Source organism: Pseudomonas fluorescens (assembly GCF_902497745.1).
In the GTDB taxonomy this organism is placed as follows: Bacteria; Pseudomonadota; Gammaproteobacteria; order Pseudomonadales; family Pseudomonadaceae; genus Aquipseudomonas; species Aquipseudomonas fluorescens_BM.
The window spans coordinates 205616-229907 of sequence record NZ_CABVHJ010000008.1 but is presented as its reverse complement, the minus strand read 5'-3'; the positions used below and the strand labels follow the sequence as shown (position 1 = coordinate 229907).

Genomic DNA, 24292 nt, shown 5'->3' with positions numbered 1-24292 from the left:
TGTCGTCGATTCATTTAACAGAAACCAAAAAATAAATAAAAACCATATAAATCAACAAGATATAAATATTTTCGAAAAGAAATCAAAAGCTGGCACAGCCGCTGCAATACCTATCGCAACGAACAGGACAACACAGCGAGACGCCAAGATGGCCAACTCAAATCTCTTCAACACGCAATCCAATCACTTGTCGGCCTGCGATACCTTGAATGCTTCCGGTGCCAGCGCTTATGCCTACAGCCCGAAGCATCAACTGGCGCAATTGGCAGTGACTGGTTGCCTGAACCAGACCTTCTACGCCTCCGCAGAAAGTCAGTTGGACCAAGTGCTGAAGCTGGTGGCCGAGCTCGACAGTCGTTTCGTGGCGAAAACCGCGATCTACGCTCGCCAAAAGGGTCACATGAAAGACATGCCAGCATTGTTACTGGCGGCATTGACCGCGCAGCGTTCAAGTCTGGTGCCAGAGGTTTTCGAGCAAGTGATCGACAGCGGCAAGATGCTGCGCAACTTTGTACAGATCCTCCGTAGTGGTGCCACCGGGCGTAAATCCCTTGGCTCGCAACCCAAGCGTCTGGTGCAGAACTGGCTGAACAGCGCGACCGAGCGGCAACTGCTGCAAGCGTCGATCGGCAATCAACCGTCGTTGGCGGACGTGGTGAAGATGGTTCACCCCAAACCTGCCGAAGCGTGGCGCGAAGCGTTTTTCGCCTGGTTGATCGGTAAACCGGTGGAGGCGAAGGCCTTGCCGGAGCTGACTCGCGATTTGCTGGCGTTTCGCAGCGGCGCGAGTGATGAAGTGCCGGCGGTGCCGTTTCAGTTGCTCGGCAACGAAACACTGAGCAAGGAGCAATGGGCCACTCAAGCCCGCAACATGGGCTGGCAGGGATTGCGCATCAACCTCAACAGCCTGGCGCGCCACGGCGCGTTTGAAGTACCGGGTTGCATCGAATATGTTGCGGCGCGGTTGGCCGATCCACAGGAAGTGGCGAAGGCGCGGGTGTATCCGTACCAGTTGTTGGCGGCTTATCGGATGATGGGTGAAAACACCCCGGCAGCGATCCGCGACGCCTTGCAGGAGGCGCTGGAGTTGTCGCTGGCCAACGTGCCCACGCTTGAGGGCGCGGTGGTGGTTTGCCCGGATGTGTCGGGTTCGATGGGCAGCCCGGTAACCGGTTATCGCCCTGGTGCGACCTCGCAGGTGCGCTGCATCGACGTGGCGGCGCTGGTGGCTGCAGCGGTATTGCGCAAGCAGCCGGCTGCCCGGGTGATGCCGTTCGAGATCAACGTGGTAGGTATCCAGCTCAACCCGCGTGACAGTGTGATCAGCAACGCCGAGAAGCTCGCCGGGATTTTTGGCGGCGGCACCAACTGCTCGGCACCGCTGAAGAGGTTGGCGGACAGCCAGGCCAGGGTCGATACGTTGATCATGGTCTCGGACAACGAATCGTGGATCGATGCGCAGCGTCGCGGCGCCAGCGAGACGATGCGGCAATGGGAGCGGATCAAGAAGCTCAACCCACAGGCCCGACTGGTGTGCATCGATATCCAGCCAGGCCATGCAACACAGGCAGCGTATCGTGATGACATCTTGAATGTCGGCGGTTTCAGCGATGCGGTGTTCGACGTGATCGAGCAGTTCACCAGCGGCCAATACAGTGCGCAGCACTGGGTCGAGGCGATCGAAAGCGCGTCATGAATTGATTGATCACCGGCGCTGAATGCCGATGGGACTACATCCAAGACGTCTCATCAAGCCCTTGTCAGCGCCAGTGACGGCACGAATGCCTGATGGCTGTACATCCAAGGCCGGTTAACTCCGGAGCGCGGCAACGCGCAACAGTCATCAACTTTTGTCGTGCCACTTTTTTGCAGTTATTGGCAGCGAATGCGACAGGTACTACATCGGAAAGCGGGTTCGACTCCCGCCCCGGCAACGGGGGCTCAACTGGCAGAGCCACAGTGCCTGTGTTTTTGTCGCTGCGACTTATAGAACAACGCCGAATCATCGGCCCATGAATAAAGAATGAAGACATGAAAGAACACACTTACCAACTGCTCGAAGTCGCCAACGGCAAACCGATCAAACTCTGGACCGAAGGCGTCCCGGTGGAAAACGAGGCCCGCGAGCAATTGATGAACACCGCGAAAATGCCGTTCATCTTCAAGCATCTGGCGGTCATGCCGGACGTGCACCTGGGCAAGGGCTCGACCATCGGCAGCGTGATCCCGACCGTCGGCGCGATCATTCCGGCCGCGGTCGGCGTCGACATCGGCTGCGGCATGATCGCCGCGCGCACGTCGCTGACCGCCGCTGATTTGCCGGACAACCTGCTCGGTCTGCGCAGCGCCATCGAGCAAGCGGTGCCCCATGGCCGCAGTTCAAACCGCTCGCGACGCGACAAGGGCGCCTGGGATGAAATCCCGCAGCAGGCCGATCAGGCCTGGGCGGGGTTACAGCCACGGTTCAAATTGATCACCGACAAGTACCCGAAACTGGCCAACACCAACAACCGTGGGCACCTCGGTACGCTCGGCAGCGGCAACCACTTCATCGAAGTGTGCCTGGATGAAGCCAACCGGGTCTGGTTCATGTTGCACAGTGGCTCGCGCGGTGTCGGCAACGCCATCGGCAACCTGTTCATCCAGATGGCTCAGGCGGATATGCGTCAGCACATCGCCAACCTGCCGGACCGTGACCTGGCCTACTTCGAAGAAGGCAGCCAGCACTTTGATGATTATGTGGAAGCGGTGGGTTGGGCGCAGGACTTCGCCAAACAGAACCGCGAACTAATGATGCGTGCGGTGATTCAGGCGACGCGACAGATTATTCGCAAACCGTTCGAAGTGGCGCTGGAAGCGGTCAACTGCCACCACAACTATGTGCAGAAAGAGCGGCATTTTGGTGAAGAGGTGCTGGTCACCCGCAAAGGCGCGGTGTCGGCGAAGAAGGGCGAGCTGGGGATTATTCCGGGCTCGATGGGCGCCAAGAGTTTCATCGTTCGTGGTCTGGGCAACGAAGAGTCGTTCAGTTCCTGCAGCCACGGCGCCGGTCGCACCATGAGCCGTACCAAGGCCAAGAACACTTTTACCGTCGAGGATCAGATTCGCGCCACTGCCCACGTGGAGTGCCGCAAGGATGAAGCGGTGATCGACGAAATTCCGATGGCCTACAAGGACATCGACAAAGTCATGCACGCCCAGCGTGAGCTGGTGGAAGTGCTGCACACCTTGCGTCAGGTGGTGTGCGTCAAAGGATAAAAGGAAAAGCAGGTCATGGAACTGGAAGAGCGTCATCCGCTGTGCGCCACGATGCGTGCGAGGGTACTGGAAGAGCTGGCGCGCATAGAGCGTGAACGCAATGTCACGGTGTTATACGCCTGTGAGTCAGGCAGCCGGGCCTGGGGTTTTGCCTCGACCGACAGCGATTACGACGTGCGGTTTGTTTATGTGGAGAAGCCCGAGTGGTTCGTCCAGGTCGATGCGCCGCGAGATGTGATCGAACGTCCGCTGGACGATGAGCTCGACGTCAGTGGCTGGGAACTGCGCAAGACCCTCGGGTTGTTGCGCAAATCCAATCCGACCTTGCTGGAGTGGCTCGACTCGCCGCTGGTTTATCGCAGTGAAACCGCGCAGGTGGCACAACTGCGCGAACTCGCCGAACTGTTCTACAGCCCGCCCGCGGCGCGTAATCACTATCTGTCGATGGCGAAGAAGAACTTTCGCGGTTACCTGCAAGGTGAAACCGTCCGTTTCAAAAAGTACTTCTACGTGCTGCGGCCGCTGCTGGCGGTGCGCTGGATCGACCAAGGCCGAGGGCGGCCGCCGATGACGTTCGCCGACCTGCTGACCACGGTCGACGACCGCGCGCTGCTCGCCGAAGTCGACGAATTGCTGGCCCTTAAACGCTATGCCGACGAGAGCGCCTACGGGTCGCGTCGTCCGGCGCTGCAAGGGTTCATCGCCGCCGAGCTTGAGCGCGAAGTGCCCACATTACTCAGAACTTCGGAAGATTCGCGACGCCTGGATCGGTACCTCAGGGAAACCGTCGGTTTGTACGCGTAAGGAATGCAATGAAACAGGAAGTGATAGAACTGGACGGTGCCATCGGTGGCGGCCAGGTGTTGCGCAGTGCCTTGAGCCTGTCGATGGTGACAGGCCGGGCGTTTCGCATTAAACAGATCCGCGCCAAACGCAGCCGTCCGGGACTGCTGAGGCAACATTTGACGGCCGTCATGGCGGCGGCCGAGGTCTGCGGCGCGACGGTTTCCGGTGCGCAGTTGGGCTCGCAAGCGTTGAGCTTTGAACCCGGCGCGATTCGCTCTGGCGATTACCAGTTCGCCATCGGCACGGCTGGCAGTTGCACGTTGGTGTTGCAGACCTTGTTGCCGGCGCTGTTGCAGGCTCCGCAGGCGAGCCGGGTGCGCATCTCGGGTGGCACGCATAACCCGCTGGCGCCGCCGACCGATTTCCTCACGCGCAGTTGGCTGCCGCTGCTGCGGCGTATGGGCGCCAACGTCGAGCTGGACTTGTTGCGACATGGATTTGTCCCGGCAGGCGGCGGTGAGATTGAGGTGCACGTACAGCCGTCGAAGCTGACTCGGCTGGATCTGTGTGAACGCGGCGAGGCGATATCGCAGCACGCATCGGCGCTGACCGCCGGGCTGGCACCGACGGTGGCCGAGCGTGAGTTGAGCCAAGTGGCCAAGCGTTTGAGTTTGCCGCCTGCGGCACTGCAACATGTCACGCTCGATCCGGCGCGGGGGCCGGGCAATGTGTTGTTGCTGGAGTGCGCATTCGAGCACGTCACCGAAGTGTTCAGCGCGTTTGGCCAAGTGTCGCTACGGGCTGAAAAGGTCGCCGATGCCGCGATCAATCAGGCCGCCGACTGGTTGCGCAGTGGTGCTGCAGTCGCCGAGCACCTTGCCGATCAGTTGCTGTTGCCAATGGCGCTGGCCGGTGGCGGCTCGTTCACCACGCCGCGCATGACCGAGCATCTGCACAGCAATATCGCGGTGATTGCGCTGTTTTTACCGGTTCGCATTGATTGTCGGGAGGAGGGCGCTGATCGATTGCGCGTTGAGGTTAGCACCCACTGATCGTCAGGCAAGGGGCGGTGGGATTTCATCAGGAAATCCCACCGCCCTTTTTTACGTCCGTAAAAAACTCGCGAAAGGCGGCAAATTGCTGGCCCCCGGTTTTCTGCTTCCCCGGCAAAATCGCCTTTTTTCAAAAGGTTAGGTTAGCTCTATGCGGACGATTGTCATCACCGTTGCAACGCTTTCCCTGGCTGTTTTCGCGGTGGGGGTGCAGGCGAAAGAACTGAGCAAAAGCCATCGCTTTGCCTGCACTTGGGGCTCGGACATTGCTGCTGGTGCCCAGCAATCGAAGTTGTCGGGCGTCTCGCTGTACGGCGCACGCAAACAACTGCAGGTGCGCCGCTTCCAGCAGCCATGGATGCGCATGACCGCGATGGGGATTACCGAGCAAACCTACAACAGCACGTCGAAGCTCAAGCCTGCGGCAGTCAAGCAGACCTACTACGAGCAATGTGTGCGCCACGAACTGGCCCAGCGATAACGCAGAAAGCCCAATCTTTTCAGGTTGGGCTTTTTCATGCCTGACGAAATGTCAGAGTTGTTTTTCGCTTTCGCAATTGACCATCCACGATACGCCAAAACGATCCACCAGCATGCCGAAGCGCACCGCCCAGAAAGTCGCCTCCAGCGGCATATCGATGCGACCGTCCTTGGCCAGAGCGTTAAACACCTGCTCAGCTTCAGCAATGCTGTCGACATTCAGCGAAATCGAGCAGCCGCTCATGCCCTGAGTCGGGCGGTCGGGCGTGGTGTCCGAGGCCATGATCATCTGGTCTCCGAACCTCAGACAGGTATGGATGATCAGGGAGTGATGCTCTTTGGGTACATGCTCGGCGGCGGGTGTCTCGCCGAACGTCATCATCGCCTCAAGCTTCCCTTGCAAAGCTTGCTCGTAAAAGGTGAACGCTTCCCGGCAGTCACCATTGAAGATCAGGTACGGGTCGATTCTCATGTCTCTGCTCCCGGCAGTCAGGCGCGGAGGGTGGCGGGGGGGGCGCCGGGTTCCGCGTAGGGCGGTTAAAACATAGCAGAGCGTTGGACGCCGGAAAGGCCTGAGTCTCCCAGATGTTTTTGTTCTGAAAAGCACGTCGACAATAACGCGCTCGTCGTTTGGAGTTCATCGCGTAGCGCTGGAGTACCATAACGCACCGCCATCGCCTGCCGAGTCCATCGCCCCATGCCTGATCTATCGCGTTTCACCTCCTTGTTCGATCAGGCGCAGCGAGCCTTGCGCTTGGTCTGGGGGACATCGCGTGGCTTGTTTCTGGGGCTGGTGCTGGCAACGTTGATTGCCGGATTGCTGCCGGCACTGGCGGCATGGTTGGGCCAGCGGATTGTTGATGCCGTGGTGGCGGCGATGCAGTTGCACGCACAACACGGCAGTGCGCCGCTGTGGCCAGTGTTGCGTTACGTTTTGTTGGAGGCCGGCGTATTGGCGCTGTTGTCCGGCACACAACGGGCACTGTCGGTGCAGCAGTCGCTGTTGCGGGTGCAGCTGGGGCAGAAGGTCAATACGCTGATCCTGGAAAAAGCGCAGACCCTGTCACTGGTGCAGTTCGAGAACTCCGAGTTCTACGACAAACTGGTGCGTGTCCGTCGCGAGGCGTCGACCCGGCCACTGGCGCTGGTCATGAAGTCGTTGGGCTTGATTCAGAACCTGATCATGCTGATCAGCTTTGGTGTGCTGCTGGTGCACTTTTCGCCTTGGGCGCTGGCGCTGCTGGTGGTGGGGGCGTTGCCGGTGTTCTTTGCCGAGGCGCATTTTTCCGGTGACGCCTTTCGCCTGTTCACCCGCCGCGCGCCGGAGAGTCGGCAGCAGAATTACATCGAAACCTTGCTGTCCCACGAGACCTATATCAAAGAGGTCAAGCTGTTCGGTTTTGCACCGTTGTTGCTGCAACGCTACCGCGACACGTTCGCCAGGCTGTATGCCGAAGACCGGCGCCTGACACTGCGGCGCGACGGCTGGGGTTTTGGCCTCGGTCTGCTTGGAACTGCGGCGTTTTACCTTGCCTATGCCTGGGTGGTGATCGATGCCGTACATGGCCAGATCAGCCTCGGCCAGATGACTATGTATCTGGTGCTGTTCAAGCAAGGCCAAAGCGCTGTGAGCAGTAGTCTGAGTGCGATCAGCGGCCTGTACGAGGACGGCCTCTACCTGACCAGTCTTTATGAATACCTGGCCGAACCGGTTCAGGTTGATACAGGTCACCTGACGGTCGGCGTCTGCCCGGGCGATGGTTTGCGTTTCGAGAACGTCGGTTTCCGTTATCCGGGTGCCAGTCGGCCAGCGCTGGAAAACATTGATCTGCAACTGGTGCCAGGCAAGAGCATGGCGTTGGTCGGAGAGAACGGTTCAGGCAAGACCACACTGATCAAGTTACTGACCCGGCTCTACCGCCCCGATCAAGGGCGCATCCTGCTCGACGGCAGCGATTTGCAGGATTGGCAGGAGACCGCGTTACGTCGGCGGATTGGCGTGATTTTTCAGGACTACATCCGCTATCAGTTCAGCGTCGGAGAAAACATCGGCGTCGGCGATACCTTGGCGTTCAACGACCCGCAGCGCTGGAAGGAGGCCGCCGCCCAAGGCATGGCGGCTCCCTTCATCGAAGGGCTCGATAAGGGTTATGCCACGCAACTGGGACGCTGGTTTGCCGGTGGCCAGGAATTGTCTGGCGGGCAGTGGCAGAAGATTGCCTTGTCCCGCGCTTACATGCGCCGTGAGGCCGACATTCTGATCCTCGATGAGCCGACGTCCGCCCTTGATCCGGCGGCCGAAGCGGCGGTGTTCGAGCATTTCAGCCAGCACAGTGAAGGTCACATGACGTTGCTGATTTCCCATCGTTTTTCCAGCGTGCGCAATGCCGACCACATCATCGTCCTGCAACAAGGCCGGATTCTGGAGCAGGGCGGCCACGATCAACTGGTCGCCGCTGCGGGGCATTACGCGCAACTGTTCGATTTGCAGGCTCGCGGTTACCGTTAAGTGTCCCGCCCGCTGCGCACGGTTGCCGGCCCGGCCACCCGAGGTGCGGGCTTGCTTTGCATAAGGCTGTCGAGCGCCTTGCGATAATTCTGCCCGCCGAGCGCCATGCTGTTGTTGTGCGTCGCGCCTGGCACCAGCAACAGGCGCTTGGGTTGTTGCGCGGCATTGAACAGTTGTTCGCTGAAACGCGGTGGCACGAAAGCGTCAGCCAGACCGTGCACCACCAGCAGCGGCATGTGAATGTCGGCAATCTTGTCGATCGAATCGAATTTTTGCGACAGCAGCCAGCGCACCGGCAGCGAAGTGTTGGCCACGGACGCGGCAACATCCGCCAGCGTGGTGAAAGTCGACTCGATCACCAGTCCGCGCACCGGTAACGCGGAATGATCCCGAGCGGCGGTCTGCCCGAGTTCAGCGGCCAGATCGATCGCCACGGCGCCACCGAGGGAATGTCCGTAGATCAAGCGTTTGGCCGGATCCGGTTGCAGCAGTTTGAAGCGCTCCCACGCCACCCGCGCGTCTTCGTAAACACTGCTTTCCGATGGCAGATCACCGTGACTTTTGCCGAATCCGCGATAGTCGATGGCCAGCACTGAATAACCCGCCGCGCGCAGTTGTTCGATGCGGAACAACTGCCCGGTAAGGTTCCAGCGCACGCCATGCAGATAGAGAATGGCCGGCGCATTGGCTTTTTCTGCCGGCCACCACCAGGCATGAATGTTTTCCCCGGCCTTGAAGCTCTTCGGCTGCAGGTCGAGTTCCTGCACGCTGCCGGGCAAGCCGCGATACCAACCGGCGGTGCCCGGTTCGATGCGAAACAGCAATTTGCGTTCGGTGTGTTCCAGTACGGCACAACTGGTCGGCACGCCGATTATCAGCGCGGCCATGCAGGCGAACGCCAAACGGCGGCGGCGCAGACGCGTCATGAAGGTCAGGAACATTAAACGTTTCACCAAGGCGCAGACAAAGAACGCTTTTTACCAGATGCCTCGGTCTGCGCGTGAGTTTTTCGACCACCGCCCCGGCGCAACGATTACCAAATGCTGCAAAATTCACACGACCTGCAGCACGATCTTGCCGATATGGTCGCCAGCCTCCATGTGCGCATGAGCCTGAGCGGCGTCGGCGAGTGGGTAGACCTTGTCGATCATCGGCAGTAAGCGCCCGGCAGACAGTGCCGGCCATACGTGCTCGCGCAGTTGAGCGGCGATCTCGGCTTTTTCTGCCGCGGTACGGGCGCGCAAGAGGGAGCCGGTGATGACTGCGCGTTTGGCCATCATTGCCAGCAGATCAAAGTCGTTGGCCCGTGCGCCGCCGAGGAAACCGAGCATGACCAGTCGGCCATCCATCGCCAGGGCGCGGACGTTACCGTTGAGGTACGAGCCGCCCATGATGTCGAGGATCACATTGACGCCCTGGCCTGAGGTTTTCTCGGCGATCACCTCAGCGAAATCCTCATCGCGATAGTTGATTGCTTGAGCACCCAGATCGCGAATCGCCGCGCATTTTTCCGGGCTGCCGGCGGTGGCGAACGCTTCTATACCGAACTCGCGGCAAAGCATCAGTGCGGTAGTGCCAATGCCGCTGGTGCCGCCGTGAATCAGCGCGCGTTGACCACGGCTGGCGCCGCCAAGGCCGAACAGGTTGGCCCACACGGTGAAGAACGTTTCCGGGATCGCAGCCGCCTGCACCCAGTCCACGCCATCAGGAATCGGCAAGGTCTGGCCGGCGGGGACTGCGCAGTATTCGGCATAACCGCCGCCGTTGGTCAGCGCGCAGACTTTGTCGCCCAAGGCGAACTGACGGACACCGGCCCCGAGCGCCACGACTTCGCCGGCGACCTCCAGCCCGGGAATCGGGTTCATCCCGGGTTTCATCGGGTATTTACCGGCACGCTGCAAGGCGTCCGGCCGGTTGATTCCGGCGGCGTGTACGCGGATCAGCACCTCGCCTTCTGCGGCGATTGGCAGCGGTACGCGGCGGAGTTGCAAGACCTCGGGCCCACCGGGTTCGCTGATTTCGATTCGGGTCATTTCATTGGGCAGGGACATATCGATTCCTGTTGGCATAAGTTCTGTAGATGGGAGCGTGCTGCGCGCGCAATGATTCCCTTCAATTTGCGCAGCAGCGCGGCTCAACCGGGGCGGGCAGCCATTTCATGGCCTGCTCCAGCAGCAGCGCCACGACGATCGCGCCAGCGGCAATGACGAACAACAACGCGTGATGACCGACACTGGCATTGAACAGCGCCGAATAGGCAAAACCAGCCAGCGCCTGAAACGTGGCGAAGGACACCGTGGCACGGCTCCAGGCGATTTGCTGGCGATGATGCTCCGGCACCAGTTCATGTACCCGCGCCAGGGCCAGCGGCACGATGCCGGGCGGAAATGAACCGAGAATCACCGCCAGCAACGCCAACGCCAGAAAAGAATGAGTCAGCGCCAGCAGCCCAAGAGCAATCGCTTGCACTACCAGCACCAGACGAATGCCGGACCGTGCGCCGAGGTGATCGGCGAGGAAGCCATAACTCACCGGGCCGACAATCGCACCCAAGCCATACATCACCCAGATCAACGCGCCGATGTGCGCCCCGGCACCGAGTCCACGGGCCACGTAATCCACTAGAAACACCATGGCGGGCACCAGGCCAGCGGCCATAAAGGCGTATTGAGCGAACAGCAAGTACACACCGCGTGGTGTCGGTTCTGCAGACACCGTTTCTTGTGCAACGACCGGGTGCGGGAAGTCAGACGGCCAGCCGAACCAGCTCAGCGCCGTCAGCACCAAGGCCAAAGCCCCCAGGCCCAGCCACGTCGCCTGCAAACCCAGACTCAACAGCGGCGGCACAAGCGTCCCGGAGCCGGCAATGCCGAGACCGATGCCGAGGAAGATCGCGCCACTGGCCAGTCCTTTACGCGCCGCCGGAACATGCGGCAGCACCGTCGCGGCAACCAGTACCATGATCGCGCCGCCGGCGATCCCCGACAGCAGCCGCCAGCCGAAGAACCAGTTCACCGACAAGGGAAATGCACAGGCAAAAAATGCGGCGGTGACGATCAGCATCATCAAGCGCAAGGCAGTTTTATTGCCGAGCTGACGCGCTGCCGGGCGGCCGAGCAGGGCACCGATCAGGTAGCCCACCAGATTGGCCGCACCGAGGTAGACCACATCATTGGCGCTAAACCACTGCGCTTCAATCAGCGAAGGAATCAACGGCGTGTAAGCGAAACGCGCCAGACCGATGCTGACCAGGCTGGCGCACAGGCCAGCAAAGATCGGCAACCAGATACCGGTGGGACTAGGAGTGCGCATGTCAGCAATCTCGTGGAAGGTTTATGGCGCTCAGCATATCGGCTATCGTTGCTGCGTTAATGCAGCGATTAAGCGGCACGCTGATGCGAATTTGCATTGTCTGGAGACAGCATGAATTGGGATGACGCACGGGTATTTCTGGCCGTTTGCCGCGAGTCGACGTTGCGCGGCGCAGCGCGGGTTCTGGGGGTGGATCAAGCGACTGTCGGGCGGCGCATCACGGCGCTGGAAAAGTCCCTGAGCGCGACGCTGTTTCTGCGTACCTCTGACGGGTACGCATTGACGGCGGTGGGCGAAGCAGCGCTTAAAAGCGTGGAGAAAATGGAGCATTCGGCGCTTGAGCTGGAGCGGCAGATTCAGGGCCTGGACGATCGCCTGACCGGCACGGTGCGCGTCAGTACTACCGATTCACTGGCCATTGATTTCCTGATCCCGGCGATTGCCCGCTTGCACGAGCAGCACCCGGACGTGCGAGTGCAACTGGATGCGTCCACGCAGATCCTCAGCCTGGCCAAGCGCGAGGCGGATATCGCCGTGCGCAACACCCGGCCGGACAACCCTGACCTGATCGCCCGGCGCATTGCCCGATGGCCAGTGGGGCTATTCGCCTCTCAAACCTACATAGACGCCAATGGAGCGCCGCAGCCGGGCACGGCATTTGAAGGGCATGATCTGGTGGTTTATCAACCGTATCTGCAAGGCAAAAAGGACCTGACGTTGGTATCGGAGCCAATGAGTCGTGGTCGTATCGTCGCCAGCCTCAGTTCCAGTTTGCTCGTTCGTCGTTCGATTGCAGCAGGGTTGGGTGTAGGAGAAATCCCTGTGTACATGGGCGAGCGCGATGGCCTGATCAGGCTTTGGCCGGAGCGCACCACGCCATTGCCCTATGAGGTATGGCTGGTAACCCACGCGGATCTTCGCCATACCGCGCGGGTGAGGGCGGTGATCGAGCAGATTGTCGACGTGTTCGCGTCGGAGAATGAGTAGGTAGACGCTGTTTTGGCAGGGCTACAACCTCTGACGAAACGGCCTACACCAGAGGCAGAATCTCCCGGCTTGTGAGCATTCTGGATGGGGCCTATCTTTTCATCAGTTCGGTGAGGGGCGTTGGAAACTCACCGATTTAATACCAGGGACGGTATGTAGACCCAGGAAGGTGTCGAATTGAAAACCTCGGAATTCAGTCAAAATCCAATCAGTGATCTATCGAGTAAAAGCCGGAATACTCAAGCCATGAACGCAATAAGCCGTGAAGAATTCAATGCCAGGATCGAGACCATTGAGACCAGGATGGACGCTCGCTTCGAGGGTGTGTCGGCAAAAATCGATGCTTATCTTTTGACTCAGGCGGAGAGGGACAAACGATACGATTTGATGTGGGACGGCGTACAACAAATCGCCGAGGACTCAAAAGAAGCCATCAAACATGCCTCGACAGTGAAGGCGCATTACTGGGCGACAACGGCCGTCCACTTTCTCGGAATGATCACCGTCGTGGTGGGGGCCCACTTCGCCAATCAAGCGGCTGTGCTAACCACCCTGCAGACGACACTCGCTGCGATCCAGATAGGCAAAGATATAAGTGCACCAAAGCCTGCTTCGCCGCAAGCAACCGAATCAGCACAATAGAAAACGGCCTTCAAAGAAGGCCGTTTTTGTGGGTATTGAGACACCGTGTCATGGCATCTCTGGCAATTCCTGCGGCCGCAAGTCGAACACCAGCACCTCGGCATCGACACCGTTGCTCAACGTCAGCAACTGTTCTTCGCGAGCCCGTACGCCGTCACCTTCACGCAGTTGCTGGCCATTGAGTTCGACACTGCCGCGCGCTACATGCACATACGCATAGCGGTTGGTCGGCAGTTCGAGCGTGGCGCTTTCCTTGCCGTCGAACAGCCCGGCGAAGACCCGTGCATCCTGGCGCACTTTCAGTGAACCGTCGTGGCCGTCCGGCGAAATGATCAATTGCAGACGACCGCGTTTTTTCCCGGCGCTGAAATGTTCCTGTTGATAGCGCGGTTTGGCGCCGCTTACATCCGGTACGATCCAGATCTGCAGGAAGTGCACCGGTTTGGTCGCCGAATGATTGAACTCGCTGTGCGCCACACCGCTGCCTGCGCTCATCAGTTGCACGTCACCCGGGCGAATAACCGAACCCGTGCCCAGCGTGTCCTTATGTTCCAGTGCGCCTTCCAGCACGTAGGAAAAGATCTCCATGTCGCGATGCGGGTGCTGGCCGAAACCTTTACCAGCGGCAACACGGTCATCGTTGATCACCAGCAGGTCGGAAAAACCCTGTTCGCGAGGGTTGCGATAGCTGGCGAAGGAAAAGGTGTGAAAGGACTTCAACCAGCCATGATTGGCGAGGCCACGATCGGAGGCTTTGCGAAGGGTCAGCATGATGAAATCTCCTTGCGGGACGTGAATTCGTCCGAGTGAGGAGAAGGTTACTGGTTACTGTGAGGTGCAATAAGTAGATGGAAATTGAAAGACTGTCCTGATCAGGTTGACAGTTGTGCGACGCGCTTCGCATAAACTTTTGCGCCTCGAATGTCGTAGTTGTCCATAATGTCTGGCCTGTCTCATGTCTCCTTGATTTAAGTGATGTCTTCCCATGAAAACCGTGGCAATGGTGCTGTTTCCCGACTTTCTCCTGCTCGACATGGCCGGGCCATTGGAGGTTTTTTCGGTTGCCAACCGCTACCTGAAAGCCGAAGCGCATTATCAATTGATCACGCTTGGCACTGAACGTGGCCCGCTGCGGGCATCCAATGGCGTGTTGGTACATGCCGATCGGGCCATTGATGATGCCGATACCGAGCGTTATGACTTGCTGCTGGTGCCGGGTGGCCCCGGTGCCTACAACCAGCAGTTTCCGGCGTTGTTTGCCTGGCTCAAGGGCGCGGTCCAGCGCGTCGAGTATTACGGTTCGATCTGCACCGGCGCCTTTGTCCTGGGCCATGCCGGGTTGCTGGACGGTTACCGGGTGACCACCCACTGGAACTACACCGAACGGCTGATCAAGGGCTTTCCGAAAGCCCAAGTCACGACCGATCAGATCTATGTCGAAGATCGCAACCTGATCACCTCCGGCGGTGTCACGGCCGGGATCGATATGGCGCTCGCCGTCATCGCCCGCGATCACGGCAAAAAACTTGCCCAGGATGTGGCCAAAGTCCTGCTGGTGGTGATGAAGCGGCAGGGGGGGCAGGCGCAGTTCAGTCCGCTGATGGCCGCTGTGGCACCGCAGGAAACCCCGATCACCCGCGCCCAGAGTTACGTGCTCGAACACCTCGACGAAGCCTTTACGGTTGAGCGCATGGCGGCCATCGCCAATATGAGTGCGCGGCACTTTGCACGGGTGTTCACCCGTGACATCAACATGACGCCGATGGAGTTTTTGCAAAGTGCGCGCATCGACTGCGCACGCAATCTGCTGGAAACCAGCGATCTGCCGCTTAAAACCGTGGCTTACAAAAGTGGCTTCGGCAGTGTGCGGCACATGCGTTCGCTGTTTGCAGAAAAGCTCGGCCTGACCCCTGCGCAGTACCGCGAACAGTTCAGCTAGAGCGCTTGTGTCCGTCTGGCGCACCCGGATGTCCGTGCTGCGCCCCGTGTAGCGGTTGTCGCGTCATCTGAGCCTGCCAAGATAGTTGCATGGATAGCCTCATCGATTTGTATACGGCGTCAGTGCTGCATTTCGGCCCTTACGCTTTCCACCTGCGCCAACGGCTGATACTCGACGGAGATCGGCCCTTGCGCATGGGCGGGCGCGCGCTGGACATCTTGCAGGTGCTGGTCGAGCGTGCCGGTCGAGTGGTCAGAAAGGAGCAATTGATCGCTCTGGTATGGCCAACGTCGGTGGTCGAGGAGATCAACCTGCGCGTGCACATCGCTGCGCTCCGGCGGGCCTTGGGTGATGGCGAAAACGGTCAGCGCTACATCGTCAACGTGCCGCAATGCGGTTACAGCTTTATTGCCCCGGTGCGTTGCAACAATGCCGCGCAAGTGGTCTTCGAGGGCTTGCAGACACCCCTGCACAATTTGCCAGCTCGACTGACCTCGGTCACCGGTCGTGACTCGCTGGTTGGCGGGTTGGTGCGACAAATGCCGCTGTGTCGGCTGATGACCATCACGGGAGCGCCGGGCGTAGGCAAGTCCACCGTGGCGCTGCGGGTCGCGGAACTGCTTTTGCAGTACTACAGAGACGGTGTGTGGCAAGTAGATCTGAGCTTGATCGACGACGACACGCCGCTGCTCGACCAAGTGCTGCGCACCCTCGAAAGCGATCTGACCGGGCTGTCGACCCGCCATGCGTTGCTGCTGCTGGATAACTGTGACCAGCGGCGCGACGCTTGCAGAACAGCGGTTGCAACGTTGCTCGAAGCCGCGCCTCGTCTGTCGATAGTCGCCACCAGTCGTGAGGCCTTGCAGGTCAGTCTGGAAACCCTGCAGCGTGTGCCACCGCTGGCCGTTCCGAAACGCTCGGCGACCGATTGCATCACTGAAGCCATGGGCCATTCTTCGGTGCAGTTGTTCGTCAGCCGTGCCCGGGCGCGACAGCATGATTTCAGCCTGCGTGAGCAGGACGTCAAAGTCGTGGTCGAGATCTGTCGGCAACTCGACGGTTTACCGCTGGCAATTGAACTGGCCGCGGCGCAGATCGATGCGCTGGCGCTGGTCGGCCTGCAGGCGCAAATGGCCAATGGTCTGCAAGTGCTCCGCCATGGCCGGCGCACCGCTGTACCCCGGCACCAATCGATGCAAGCGGCATTCGACTGGAGCTATCAGCGCTTGAGTGAGCAGGAACAACGCGTGCTGCGGCGCTTATCGGTGTTCAAACTGACATTTACGCTAGAGGCGGCGTTGGCGGTGATCAGTTGCCCGCAACTGGCCGTGTCGGAGCTTGCCGCGATCATCGAAGGTCTGGCGCAGAAGTCTTGGTTGTCACTGGAACGCGGCGTCAGTGCAGGCCGGTACCGGATGCTCAATACCACCCGATGCTATGCCCGCATGCAACTTGAGCGCAGCGGCGAGGGAATTGATCTTGAACGCCGGCATGCCCGTTACATCAAGCGGATTTGTCTGGCCTCAGGCGTGCACGCCCTCGCGTAATTCGTCGATCAGCAAGTGCACCTTGCGCAGGTCCGGGGTCGCGTAGCCCTCGGTGAAGCGTTGATAGATCGGATTGAGCAAATCCAGCGCCTCACGACAGCGCGACTGGCGCTGCCAGAGTTGCGCCAATGAAGTGGCACTGCGCAGTTCCCAGGCAAGCGCGCCTTGGGTGCGAGCGATGGTCAGGGATTGTTGCAGGAGTGTTTCGGCTTCCTGAATGGCCCCTTCGCGAGCAGGCTCGCTCCCACTTGGGGCCTGAGTACATCCAAAATCCCGGTGGGAGCGAGCTTGCTCGCGAAGAGGCCCGCCCAGACAAACCAACTCTTCCTTCAATAACGTATCCGCCTGAGCCCGCAGAATCTCCGCCGTGCTCCACCCTGCATCACCACTCAACGCCCGCACAAGCAGCGCGTCATCCATAAAACGGCCATCCAGCGTCACCATGATTTCCCGGATCAGCCCGCTGCTGTCCGTCGGCACCGGGGCCTTGGCTTGCGCGTCAATCACCTGTGCGTAGTGCCGCGCCCAAGTGTTGAACAGCAGTACCGAATGTTTCTGCGACTGCTCGAGCAGCAACTGCAACAGCGCCCGGGCGTTCTGCTGATCCCCGTTGTAATGAGCGATCAGGCAACTCGCCAGCGCCAGGGTGTAGCAAATCGAGGTGCCATGGTCGATCTGAACGGCGATGTCGAGGGCCTGCCGCGCCGTGCGCCAGGCTTGTTCCGGCAGACCTTGCATCCATAAAACCCGTGCCAGCACCGTCAGCGACGCGACGCTCTGGTCGTACTGCACGCCAAAGCCATGAGTGAAACGGTTGACATGGCCGCTGTGCGCCATGCGCTGGAGCACCTGTTCGGCGTGAATGCGCGCCTGCAATTGGTCGCCGGCATAATGCAGGGCCAATACGCGCAAGCGGTGGGTACTCAGTGACAACTGCGGGTCGCCGTGCAGGCCGAGGCGGTCGAAGTGCTCGCTCTGTGCCAGCGCCAAGCGGTAGTGCCCGCAACTGAGGTTGACCGCCATGTGCCCGGAAACTGCGCGCAATTGACCGGCAATGTCGTCGTGCTCGTGGGCCAACTGGCGGGCTTCGGCGAACGCTTCGATGGTTTCCGCCGTGCCGCCCCAGGTGTGATAGCAGGCACTGCCAAGGGCCAGTTTGAGGGCGACTTTCAGGCGCGGGCAGGGTTCGCCGAGTTCATCAAACAGGCTCAGCGCCCGGCGCACATAGGCGCCGTACTCCTTGAGCAACGACAACTCCTGCCACAAGGGCGCCGACGCCGCCGTCAGCCGAATTCCCAAACCACCAGTGCCGACACCGTTAAGGCTCCAGTCCAGCGCTGCGCGCAAATCTTCCAGCCCTCGGGCGTAGCGATCGATCCATAACAATGTCGGCGTGTTTTCCCAATCGTTCTGCGCCTGCTGCATCAACGCCAGACAGCGTTCGGCATGCCGCTCACGGGTTTCTTCGCATTCGGCAGCGTGATCGAGTTTTTCCAGCGCGTAACGCCGGGTAGTGTCGAGCAAGCGGTAGAACACGTCCTCGTCACCGACCTCGACGGCGAGCAGGGATTTGGCCACCAGTTGCGTGATCGACACAAACACCACACCGGGGTCGATCTGTTGGCCGACGATAACGGCCGCCGCCGACTCCAGGGTGAAACCACCGCGAAACACGCCCAGACGACGCAGGCAGGTTTGCTCGCAGTGGTCGAGCAGATTGAAACTCCAGTCCAGCGTTGCGCGCAGGGTGAGATGGCGCTCCAGACTGCTTTGATTACCCGCTGCCAGCGGCGGCAAACGGCCTTGCAATTGCCTCAGTAGACCGTCCAGTCCGAGTTCGGCGACCTGCGCTGCCGCCAGTTCCAATGCCAGTGGAATGCCGTCGAGCCGATGGCAGATCTCGATTGCCTGCGGCAGCTGGATATCGCTCAGTTCGAAGCTTTCCTGCGCGGCCGTCGCTCGTTCGACGAACAGCTGCAGCGCCGAAAAATTCAGCGTTTGCTCACGATCCAGCGTCGTCGTCATCGGCGGGTATTCGAGGGAGTCCAGACGCTGTACGTATTCGCCTTCGGCTCGCAGACTTTCGCGGCTGGTGGCGAGGATATGCACGTGCGGCGCCCCGCGCAGAATGCTTTCACTGAGCGCCGCAACGGCATCAATCAAATGCTCGCAGTTGTCGAGCAGCAATAGCATCTGCCGCTGTTGCAGGCCCTTGACCAGCGCTGTCTGCGGGTCGCCTTCGAGAAGTGTCAGATCAAGCAGGGCGGCCAAGTGTGAACAGATCAGCCGGGGATCGCTCAGAGGTGCCAGATCCACCAGACGAATGCCGTCGCGATAGTGCCCGATCAACTGCTCGGCTACCCGCAGGGCCACGGTGGTCTTGCCGATCCCGCCGGGGCCGACCAGGGTGATGCAGCGTTGGCGCGGCAGTTGCGCCATCAAGCTGTCGACCAGCGGCTGGCGACCGATCATGCGCGTGCGCCGCAAGGGCAGATTGTGTCGACCGCCAACATCGCCCACAGGACGCTCCTCCATGGATTCCATTAATACCGGTGCGACAAAACTGTAACCGCGTTGCGCCACGGTGATGATGTAGCGCTGGCCGGCCTGACCGTCACCGAGCGCCTTGCGCAGCGCTGCCATGTGCACACGCAAGTTGATGTCTTCAACGACACTGTCGGGCCAGACCCCGGCCATCAATTGCTGCTTGCTCACCACTTCGCCGGCGTGGGCCAGCAGAATCAGGAGAATGTCCATCGCCCGTCGGCCCAGGCGTAACGGCTGCTCGCCTTCGAGCACCCGCCGTTGTCCGGGATGAATCCGATAGGGGCCAAAACCGAGGGCCTGATTCGGCGAAAGACTCAACAGCTCACTCCTGCGGTGCGACGATGGACAGTGCGGAATAGTGCCGAGCGTGTGCGCGGGCCTTCTATTCCGGGGTGTCCCGGCATAATCCTCAGGTTTGAGCGTCAGTGCAACGGGGGCCGCGATCAAAACACGGCAGGCTGTGCACGGTTAGCTTTGGGTTCACGCATGATCTGGCAGCGCCAGGCAAACGGATTGATGCCTTCGCTGCGGGTGAACATGTGGCAGAAATGCGCCTGATCGCAGAACCCGCATTCCAGGCTGATTTGCGTCAGGCTCAGGTCGGTGTGCTGGATCAACAGCTTGGCCCGCGCGAGGCGCTGGGTGCGAATCCAGTCCTGCGGCGACAACCCGGTGCTGCATTTGAAGGCGCGGGAAAAGTGACTGCGCGACAGCGAGCAGGCGCGAGCCAGTTCGGTCACTTCCAGGCTTTCGCCCAGGCGTTCGAGGATCAGTTGTTTGACCTGCCGTTCGCGCTGCGGACTGAGCCCGCCGATCCCGGTCTTGCGTGGTTCGTTGGCAGGGGCGAGGGCGACGCTGTGCTGTAAATGAGCCATGGCCAATGTCCGTGTCGATGGGGAATGCACGGTCGGCGCATCCCCTCAGGTCAAAAAAACAACGCTGCGCAGAGAGTTTCATTGTTGGGCGATAGCGGGAGGCTGACGAGTTAATCGTTGTTAATTCCCGCGCATTGATCTGAACTCAGCACATCTCTGCAAGTCTGCGCCCCACGGTTTGCGGCACGATGACAGCAAGCGTGGCGAGCCGATGGGGGCGCCGCAATCGGCAGGTCCAAGGGGAATCAGATGAAAGGCATTTTCAACGCAGCGGCGGCGCTGACGTTCGCGCTGGTCACTTCCAGCGCCATGGCACAGGCACCCCAGCAGGGCACTCAGGCGCCGGGCTATTTCCGCCTGGCCTTGGGCGATTACGAGGTCACCGCATTGTTCGATGGGTACAACGACCTGTCGCCGAAGCTGTTGCAGGGCATGAGTCAGGCGCAGATTCGCGCATTGCTGGCACGCCGTTCGATTGAAACTCCGGGGGTTCAGACGGCGTTCAATGCTTTCTTGGTCAATACCGGCAAGCAACTGATTCTGGTCGATAGCGGCGCCGGGCAATGCATTGGCGCCACCTCCGGACAGCTTCTGGCGAATATGCGGGCTGCCGGCTACCAGCCAGAGCAGGTCGATACGATCTTGCTGACGCACCTGCATCTCGATCATGTCTGTGGTCTGGTCGATGCACAGAAACAAGCGTTGTTCACGAATGCCACGGTGTACGCGGCCAAGGCTGAAGCGGATTACTGGCTCGATCCGGCCGCGCTGGCCAAAGCTCCGACCGGCGCCAAAGAGTTTTTCAAGATCGCCCAGGACTCCACCGCGGCCTACGTCGCCGCCGGGCGCTTCAAGACTTTTGCCGCTGGCCAGTCACCGTTGCCGGGATTAGTCGAAGCGACACTCGAAGCCGGCCATACGCCGGGCAGCACCACCTACCGTTTCACCTCGCAGAATCAGAGCATCGTTTTCATGGGGGATCTGGTGCATAACCTGGCTGTGCAGTTTGAGCATCCAGAAGTGTCCATCGGCTTTGATGTCAACAGTGCGCAAGCGATCAACGCGCGTCAGGCAGTCTTCAGCGCGGCGGTGGCGAGCAAGACGTGGGTGACGGCGGCGCACCTGCCGTTCCCGGGCATCGGTCACATCACCGCGCAAGGCAAGCACTTTCAGTGGGTGCCCGTGGAATACGGTCCGTATAAGCGCGCCGCCAAAGTGCCGTTAATCGAGTAAAGTGCGCGGCGCCCACCCGCAAAAGCAGCTGACACCGAAAAGGAAAACATGCCTATGAACCGTAACGATCTGCGTCGCGTCGACATGAACCTGCTGGTGATTTTCGAAGCGCTGATGTTCGAAAAGAACCTGACCCGCGTCGCCGAAAAACTGTTCATGGGGCAACCGGCCGTCAGCGCTGCGTTGGGCCGGTTGCGCGATCTGTTCGATGATCCGCTGTTGTTGCGCAACGGGCGTGGCATGGAGCCGACCGCGCGGGCGCTGGCGATTCTCAAGGAGTTGCAGCCGGCGATGGACGTCATCTCTGGTGCGGTGAGCCGAGCCAAGGAGTTCGAACCGGCGAGCAGTTGCGATGTGTTTCGCATCGGCCTGTCGGATGACGCCGAATTCGGCCTGTTTCCACCGCTGCTGCGCCAGCTTCAGCAAGAGGCGCCGGGGATTGTCGTGGTCGTGCGCCGCGCCAATTATCTGCTGATGCCGGCGCTGTTGGCATCGGGGGAAATCTCCGTCGGCGTCAGTTACACCACTGAATTGCCGGCCAACGCCAAGCGCAAAAAACTGCGCGACATTCCCTGCAAGGTTCTGCGCGGCGACGACCGTCCGGGGCCGCTGACGCTGGATGAATACTGCGAGCGCCCGCATGCGATGGTGTCGTTTTCGGGCGACCTGAGTGGCAATATCGACATGGACCTGGCCAAGGTCGGCCGTACGCGCCGCGTGGTGTTGGGCGTGCCGCAGTTCAGCGGTTTGCGCGCGTTGCTCGCCGGCACCGAGATGATCGCCACCGTGCCGGATTACGCGGCCTGCGCGCTGGTTGAAGGGTGTGCGTTGCGCGCCGAAGATCCACCGTTCCCGATCGATGCAGCGCAATTGTCGATGGCCTGGAGCGGGGTGCATGACAACGACCCGGCGGAAAAATGGCTCAGAGCGCGGATCAGCCAGTTCATGGCGGCGCCGCTGGATATTCCAGCGGTTTAAATCCCTGTGCCAATCTCACAAACAACACCAATCCCCTGTGGGAGCGAGCCTGCTCGCGAAAGCGGTGTGTCATTCAAAGCATTTATCAACTGACCCGACGCCTTCGCGAGCAAGCTCGCTCCCACATTGGGACGGCGTGATCCCTGAGTTGTTGGTGGTTTAAACATCGCCGTTTAAGCAACACCCACAGACACTCTTTCAGGCTACGCAACCTTGCGCCTTTGCCTACAGCTACGCCAGAATCCGCCGGCTTGTGCGCTTTTGGTCGGGTCTCTATCGTTTGGTGGTCGCTGAAAACTCAGCGATCGGGTTTAGCGACTCGGACCAAAAAAAGTGCATCAGCGCCCCATGCTTCGTTGCAGGCTATCGTCTGCACTTCGCTATGGCGGCTGTATGCGGGAGACCTTCGGGTCTACCGGGTTGCCTTTTTACCGGTTCGCTAACCTGCATACGGTCGCCACCCATCCTGTTTAGCGACAGGACGTGATGATCCCGGTTCTAAAAAGGAGATTCACCATGTTCAAAGTCACATCCAACCCGCCAGACATCGACCCCACATCGTCCTACGAATCCATCGACTCCCGAAAACTCCACGAAGTCGCCGACCGCGCGCTCGACCATTACCTCCTTCCACCCGGCTCCACGCCACCGCCACGCAGAACCCGTGGTATGTACGCGGTAACTGCCGACACCAAAAATGAAGAACTGCTGACCGATGCCAGCGAAACACTCGCCTCGGCCAAGACCATCGCCCAGGACGTCGCCAACCTGTTGCCCGCGCCGCAGCGCCGGGCGTTATTGGGGATTGCGCAGTTGATCATGCTCGGTGAGCTGGCAGTGAACCGGGTGCTGGATAACCTCGAAGCACCGGCCTAAGCCCCCCCCCCTGTGGGAGCGAGCCTGCTCGCGAAAGCGGTGTGTCATTCAAAACATTTGTTGACTGACCCGACGCCTTCGCGAGCAGGCTCGCTCCCACAGTGTTCTGCGGTGTTTCAAAAATCCTGGCACGCCGTGGAACTGAGCACACCCATCCAATTTCTTCCCGACCATCATTGGCATGATTCCAGCCAATGACATTTCAAGGGTCGGGTCATGAATGCCTCAACAGATGAACAGGCACGCGATATCGGTTTGCTGTTCCTGCGGGTCAGCGGCGGGTTGTTTTTGCTGTGGGTCCACGGCTTGCCCAAGCTGCTCGACTTCACCGCGCAGTTGCAACTGATCGAAGACCCGTTCCACCTCGGTTCTCAACTCACCCTGATCCTGGCGATCTTCGCCGAAGTCCTCTGCCCACTACTGATCGTCGCCGGGGTGCTGGCGCGATTGGCGTGCTTGCCTATTCTCTTTGTGCTGCTGGTGGCGCTGCTGGTCGTGCATCCGCAATGGAGTGTGGCCGAAGGGCAGTTCGGCTGGTTGCTGTTGATCGTGTTTACCACTGTGTTGATCGCCGGGCCGGGACGGCTGGCGATTTCTGTTCGTTTGCCCGGAGTGTTGCGTTATGCCTGAAGTCTTCAATCCACAGTCACCGGGGGCCGATGAGACGGTCACATTGATCATCAAACACCGGGTCAAGGCCGGTTTCGAGTCAGCGTATGAGGCCTGGCTGCGCAATATCGTCCGCGTGGCGGGGCAGCGTGAAGGTCATCTGGGGGTGGACGTGGTGCGCGGCAAGCGCGGCCGTCTCGATTTCTATACCTGCGTGCTGCGCTTCAGCTCCACCGAAGCGATGCAAGGCTGGCTGGAGTCGCCGCAGCGTCAGGCGCTGGTCGCCGAAGCCGCGCCAATGCTGGCTGATGGCGATCAGACCGAAGTCGCGCCGATCAATGAATTCTGGTTCTCGCCACTGGCCGATGCCGCTTCGCCGCCGCCACGCTGGAAGCAGGCCGTCGTCTCGCTGCTGGTGATTCTGCCGCACACCTTGCTCGTGCCGCTGATCTGGGGGCCGCTGCTGGCGCTGCATCCGATTCTTTCCAACTACGTGGTCGCCACGTTCCTGATCACCCTGACCATCGTCCTGTCGGTGGTGTACGTGGTGATGCCACCGGTCACCCGTTTGTTTACGCCGTGGCTCGAAGCCAGCCAGGCCCATGAACACCTCGATTCCCAAGAAACCTCGCCACGCTGAGCGCGCGGGGTTTGCTCCTTTT

At 60.1% G+C, this 24292-nt stretch carries 22 protein-coding genes; 15 read left to right on the top strand and 7 right to left on the bottom strand.

What is annotated here, in order from left to right; genetic code table 11:
* Nucleotides 1-148 precede the first annotated feature (148 nt).
* The 5 genes from F8N44_RS15145 to F8N44_RS15125 all read left to right on the top strand — a co-directional run bounded on the left by F8N44_RS15145 (nucleotide 149) and on the right by F8N44_RS15125 (nucleotide 5577).
* Nucleotides 149-1696: a TROVE domain-containing protein gene (locus F8N44_RS15145; RefSeq protein ID WP_150650853.1), complete on the top strand. Its 1548-nt coding sequence runs from the start codon at nucleotides 149-151 to the stop codon at nucleotides 1694-1696.
* Between the two features lie 335 nt (nucleotides 1697-2031).
* Nucleotides 2032-3258: an RtcB family protein gene (locus F8N44_RS15140; protein ID WP_064120146.1), complete on the top strand. Its 1227-nt coding sequence runs from the start codon at nucleotides 2032-2034 to the stop codon at nucleotides 3256-3258.
* A gap of 15 nt (nucleotides 3259-3273) precedes the next feature.
* On the top strand, nucleotides 3274-4062 hold the full coding sequence (locus tag F8N44_RS15135; RefSeq protein ID WP_150650852.1) for a nucleotidyltransferase domain-containing protein: 789 nt from the start codon (nucleotides 3274-3276) through the stop codon (nucleotides 4060-4062).
* 8 nt (nucleotides 4063-4070) lie between these two features.
* Nucleotides 4071-5096 carry an RNA 3'-terminal phosphate cyclase gene (rtcA, locus tag F8N44_RS15130; protein ID WP_150650851.1) on the top strand — a complete coding sequence of 342 codons (1026 nt, stop codon included), beginning with the start codon at nucleotides 4071-4073 and terminating at the stop codon, nucleotides 5094-5096.
* 151 nt (nucleotides 5097-5247) lie between these two features.
* Nucleotides 5248-5577, top strand: a complete 330-nt coding sequence (locus F8N44_RS15125) for a hypothetical protein (protein ID WP_016987808.1) — start codon at nucleotides 5248-5250, stop codon at nucleotides 5575-5577.
* A 51-nt stretch (nucleotides 5578-5628) separates the two neighbouring features.
* Here the strand turns inward: F8N44_RS15125 and F8N44_RS15120 are convergent, their stop codons facing one another.
* The gene (locus F8N44_RS15120) at nucleotides 5629-6048 is read right to left on the bottom strand and encodes a VOC family protein (protein WP_150650850.1); all 420 of its coding nucleotides are present in this window, start codon (nucleotides 6046-6048) and stop codon (nucleotides 5629-5631) included.
* Between the two features lie 225 nt (nucleotides 6049-6273).
* On the opposite strand from F8N44_RS15120, the gene F8N44_RS15115 reads away from it, so the two are divergent.
* Entirely contained in the window at nucleotides 6274-8085 is a 1812-nt protein-coding gene (locus tag F8N44_RS15115) for an ABC transporter ATP-binding protein (protein WP_150650849.1), read from the top strand.
* Here the strand turns inward: F8N44_RS15115 and F8N44_RS15110 are convergent.
* From F8N44_RS15110 to F8N44_RS15100, 3 genes are all read right to left on the bottom strand, one after another.
* The gene (locus F8N44_RS15110; RefSeq protein WP_150650848.1) at nucleotides 8082-9026 is read right to left on the bottom strand and encodes an alpha/beta hydrolase; all 945 of its coding nucleotides are present in this window, start codon (nucleotides 9024-9026) and stop codon (nucleotides 8082-8084) included. The two genes, F8N44_RS15115 and F8N44_RS15110, sit on opposite strands and share 4 nt — an antisense overlap.
* A 111-nt stretch (nucleotides 9027-9137) precedes the next feature.
* Nucleotides 9138-10136 (bottom strand): NAD(P)H-quinone oxidoreductase, encoded by a 999-nt coding sequence (locus tag F8N44_RS15105; protein ID WP_150650847.1) that lies wholly within the window; start codon nucleotides 10134-10136, stop codon nucleotides 9138-9140.
* A gap of 61 nt (nucleotides 10137-10197) precedes the next feature.
* On the bottom strand, nucleotides 10198-11397 hold the full coding sequence (locus tag F8N44_RS15100) for a YbfB/YjiJ family MFS transporter (protein WP_150650846.1): 1200 nt from the start codon (nucleotides 11395-11397) through the stop codon (nucleotides 10198-10200).
* A 111-nt stretch (nucleotides 11398-11508) separates the two neighbouring features.
* Between F8N44_RS15100 and F8N44_RS15095 the strand changes: the two genes are divergently transcribed.
* Nucleotides 11509-12384, top strand: coding sequence for a LysR family transcriptional regulator (locus F8N44_RS15095; RefSeq protein ID WP_150650845.1), 876 nt, complete (start codon nucleotides 11509-11511; stop codon nucleotides 12382-12384).
* A gap of 177 nt (nucleotides 12385-12561) precedes the next feature.
* Nucleotides 12562-13026, top strand: coding sequence for a hypothetical protein (locus F8N44_RS15090; RefSeq protein ID WP_224794769.1), 465 nt, complete (start codon nucleotides 12562-12564; stop codon nucleotides 13024-13026).
* Nucleotides 13027-13074: 48 nt separating this feature from the next.
* Here the strand turns inward: F8N44_RS15090 and F8N44_RS15085 are convergent, their stop codons facing one another.
* Entirely contained in the window at nucleotides 13075-13797 is a 723-nt protein-coding gene (locus F8N44_RS15085) for a pirin family protein (protein ID WP_150650844.1), read from the bottom strand.
* A 214-nt stretch (nucleotides 13798-14011) separates the two neighbouring features.
* Here F8N44_RS15085 and F8N44_RS15080 point away from each other — a divergent pair, with 214 nt between their 5' ends.
* Together F8N44_RS15080 and F8N44_RS15075 are read left to right on the top strand one after the other, a co-directional pair.
* Nucleotides 14012-14965, top strand: coding sequence for a GlxA family transcriptional regulator (locus F8N44_RS15080; protein WP_150650843.1), 954 nt, complete (start codon nucleotides 14012-14014; stop codon nucleotides 14963-14965).
* An 89-nt stretch (nucleotides 14966-15054) separates the two neighbouring features.
* On the top strand, nucleotides 15055-16512 hold the full coding sequence (locus tag F8N44_RS15075) for an ATP-binding protein (RefSeq protein WP_150650842.1): 1458 nt from the start codon (nucleotides 15055-15057) through the stop codon (nucleotides 16510-16512).
* Here the strand turns inward: F8N44_RS15075 and F8N44_RS15070 are convergent.
* Both F8N44_RS15070 and F8N44_RS15065 read right to left on the bottom strand, forming a co-directional pair.
* On the bottom strand, nucleotides 16489-19377 hold the full coding sequence (locus F8N44_RS15070; protein WP_150650841.1) for an ATP-binding protein: 2889 nt from the start codon (nucleotides 19375-19377) through the stop codon (nucleotides 16489-16491). The two genes, F8N44_RS15075 and F8N44_RS15070, sit on opposite strands and share 24 nt — an antisense overlap.
* A gap of 125 nt (nucleotides 19378-19502) precedes the next feature.
* A complete protein-coding gene (locus F8N44_RS15065; RefSeq protein WP_150650840.1) occupies nucleotides 19503-19934 on the bottom strand; it encodes a helix-turn-helix domain-containing protein in 432 nt (143 codons plus the stop codon).
* A 249-nt stretch (nucleotides 19935-20183) separates the two neighbouring features.
* Between F8N44_RS15065 and F8N44_RS15060 the strand changes: the two genes are divergently transcribed.
* The 5 genes from F8N44_RS15060 (at nucleotide 20184) to F8N44_RS15035 (ending at nucleotide 24270) form a co-directional block, all read left to right on the top strand.
* Nucleotides 20184-21167, top strand: coding sequence for an MBL fold metallo-hydrolase (locus F8N44_RS15060; RefSeq protein WP_150650839.1), 984 nt, complete (start codon nucleotides 20184-20186; stop codon nucleotides 21165-21167).
* 54 nt (nucleotides 21168-21221) lie between these two features.
* Nucleotides 21222-22145 (top strand): LysR family transcriptional regulator, encoded by a 924-nt coding sequence (locus F8N44_RS15055; protein WP_016987820.1) that lies wholly within the window; start codon nucleotides 21222-21224, stop codon nucleotides 22143-22145.
* 516 nt (nucleotides 22146-22661) lie between these two features.
* Complete coding sequence (locus tag F8N44_RS15050) at nucleotides 22662-23021, top strand: DUF6124 family protein (RefSeq protein WP_150650838.1); 360 nt, start codon at nucleotides 22662-22664, stop codon at nucleotides 23019-23021.
* Nucleotides 23022-23237: 216 nt separating this feature from the next.
* Nucleotides 23238-23651: a DoxX family protein gene (locus tag F8N44_RS15040; protein ID WP_150650837.1), complete on the top strand. Its 414-nt coding sequence runs from the start codon at nucleotides 23238-23240 to the stop codon at nucleotides 23649-23651.
* The gene (locus F8N44_RS15035; RefSeq protein ID WP_150650836.1) at nucleotides 23644-24270 is read left to right on the top strand and encodes an antibiotic biosynthesis monooxygenase; all 627 of its coding nucleotides are present in this window, start codon (nucleotides 23644-23646) and stop codon (nucleotides 24268-24270) included. The genes F8N44_RS15040 and F8N44_RS15035 overlap by 8 nt, the downstream gene beginning before the upstream one ends.
* The last annotated feature ends 22 nt before the right edge of the window (nucleotides 24271-24292 follow it).

Excerpts from the sequence above, each read along its gene's own strand:
- F8N44_RS15145 (WP_150650853.1), top strand. The coding sequence starts at position 149 with ATGGCCAACTCAAATCTCTTCAACACGCAATCCAATCACTTGTCGGCC.
- F8N44_RS15140 (WP_064120146.1), top strand. The coding sequence starts at position 2,032 with ATGAAAGAACACACTTACCAACTGCTCGAAGTCGCCAACGGCAAACCG.
- F8N44_RS15135 (WP_150650852.1), top strand. The coding sequence starts at position 3,274 with ATGGAACTGGAAGAGCGTCATCCGCTGTGCGCCACGATGCGTGCGAGG.
- rtcA (WP_150650851.1), top strand. The coding sequence starts at position 4,071 with ATGAAACAGGAAGTGATAGAACTGGACGGTGCCATCGGTGGCGGCCAG.
- F8N44_RS15125 (WP_016987808.1), top strand. The coding sequence starts at position 5,248 with ATGCGGACGATTGTCATCACCGTTGCAACGCTTTCCCTGGCTGTTTTC.
- F8N44_RS15120 (WP_150650850.1), bottom strand. The coding sequence starts at position 6,048 with ATGAGAATCGACCCGTACCTGATCTTCAATGGTGACTGCCGGGAAGCG.
- F8N44_RS15115 (WP_150650849.1), top strand. The coding sequence starts at position 6,274 with ATGCCTGATCTATCGCGTTTCACCTCCTTGTTCGATCAGGCGCAGCGA.
- F8N44_RS15110 (WP_150650848.1), bottom strand. The coding sequence starts at position 9,026 with ATGTTCCTGACCTTCATGACGCGTCTGCGCCGCCGCCGTTTGGCGTTC.
- F8N44_RS15105 (WP_150650847.1), bottom strand. The coding sequence starts at position 10,136 with ATGTCCCTGCCCAATGAAATGACCCGAATCGAAATCAGCGAACCCGGT.
- F8N44_RS15100 (WP_150650846.1), bottom strand. The coding sequence starts at position 11,397 with ATGCGCACTCCTAGTCCCACCGGTATCTGGTTGCCGATCTTTGCTGGC.
- F8N44_RS15095 (WP_150650845.1), top strand. The coding sequence starts at position 11,509 with ATGAATTGGGATGACGCACGGGTATTTCTGGCCGTTTGCCGCGAGTCG.
- F8N44_RS15085 (WP_150650844.1), bottom strand. The coding sequence starts at position 13,797 with ATGCTGACCCTTCGCAAAGCCTCCGATCGTGGCCTCGCCAATCATGGC.
- F8N44_RS15080 (WP_150650843.1), top strand. The coding sequence starts at position 14,012 with ATGAAAACCGTGGCAATGGTGCTGTTTCCCGACTTTCTCCTGCTCGAC.
- F8N44_RS15075 (WP_150650842.1), top strand. The coding sequence starts at position 15,055 with ATGGATAGCCTCATCGATTTGTATACGGCGTCAGTGCTGCATTTCGGC.
- F8N44_RS15065 (WP_150650840.1), bottom strand. The coding sequence starts at position 19,934 with ATGGCTCATTTACAGCACAGCGTCGCCCTCGCCCCTGCCAACGAACCA.
- F8N44_RS15060 (WP_150650839.1), top strand. The coding sequence starts at position 20,184 with ATGAAAGGCATTTTCAACGCAGCGGCGGCGCTGACGTTCGCGCTGGTC.
- F8N44_RS15055 (WP_016987820.1), top strand. The coding sequence starts at position 21,222 with ATGAACCGTAACGATCTGCGTCGCGTCGACATGAACCTGCTGGTGATT.
- F8N44_RS15050 (WP_150650838.1), top strand. The coding sequence starts at position 22,662 with ATGTTCAAAGTCACATCCAACCCGCCAGACATCGACCCCACATCGTCC.
- F8N44_RS15040 (WP_150650837.1), top strand. The coding sequence starts at position 23,238 with ATGAATGCCTCAACAGATGAACAGGCACGCGATATCGGTTTGCTGTTC.
- F8N44_RS15035 (WP_150650836.1), top strand. The coding sequence starts at position 23,644 with ATGCCTGAAGTCTTCAATCCACAGTCACCGGGGGCCGATGAGACGGTC.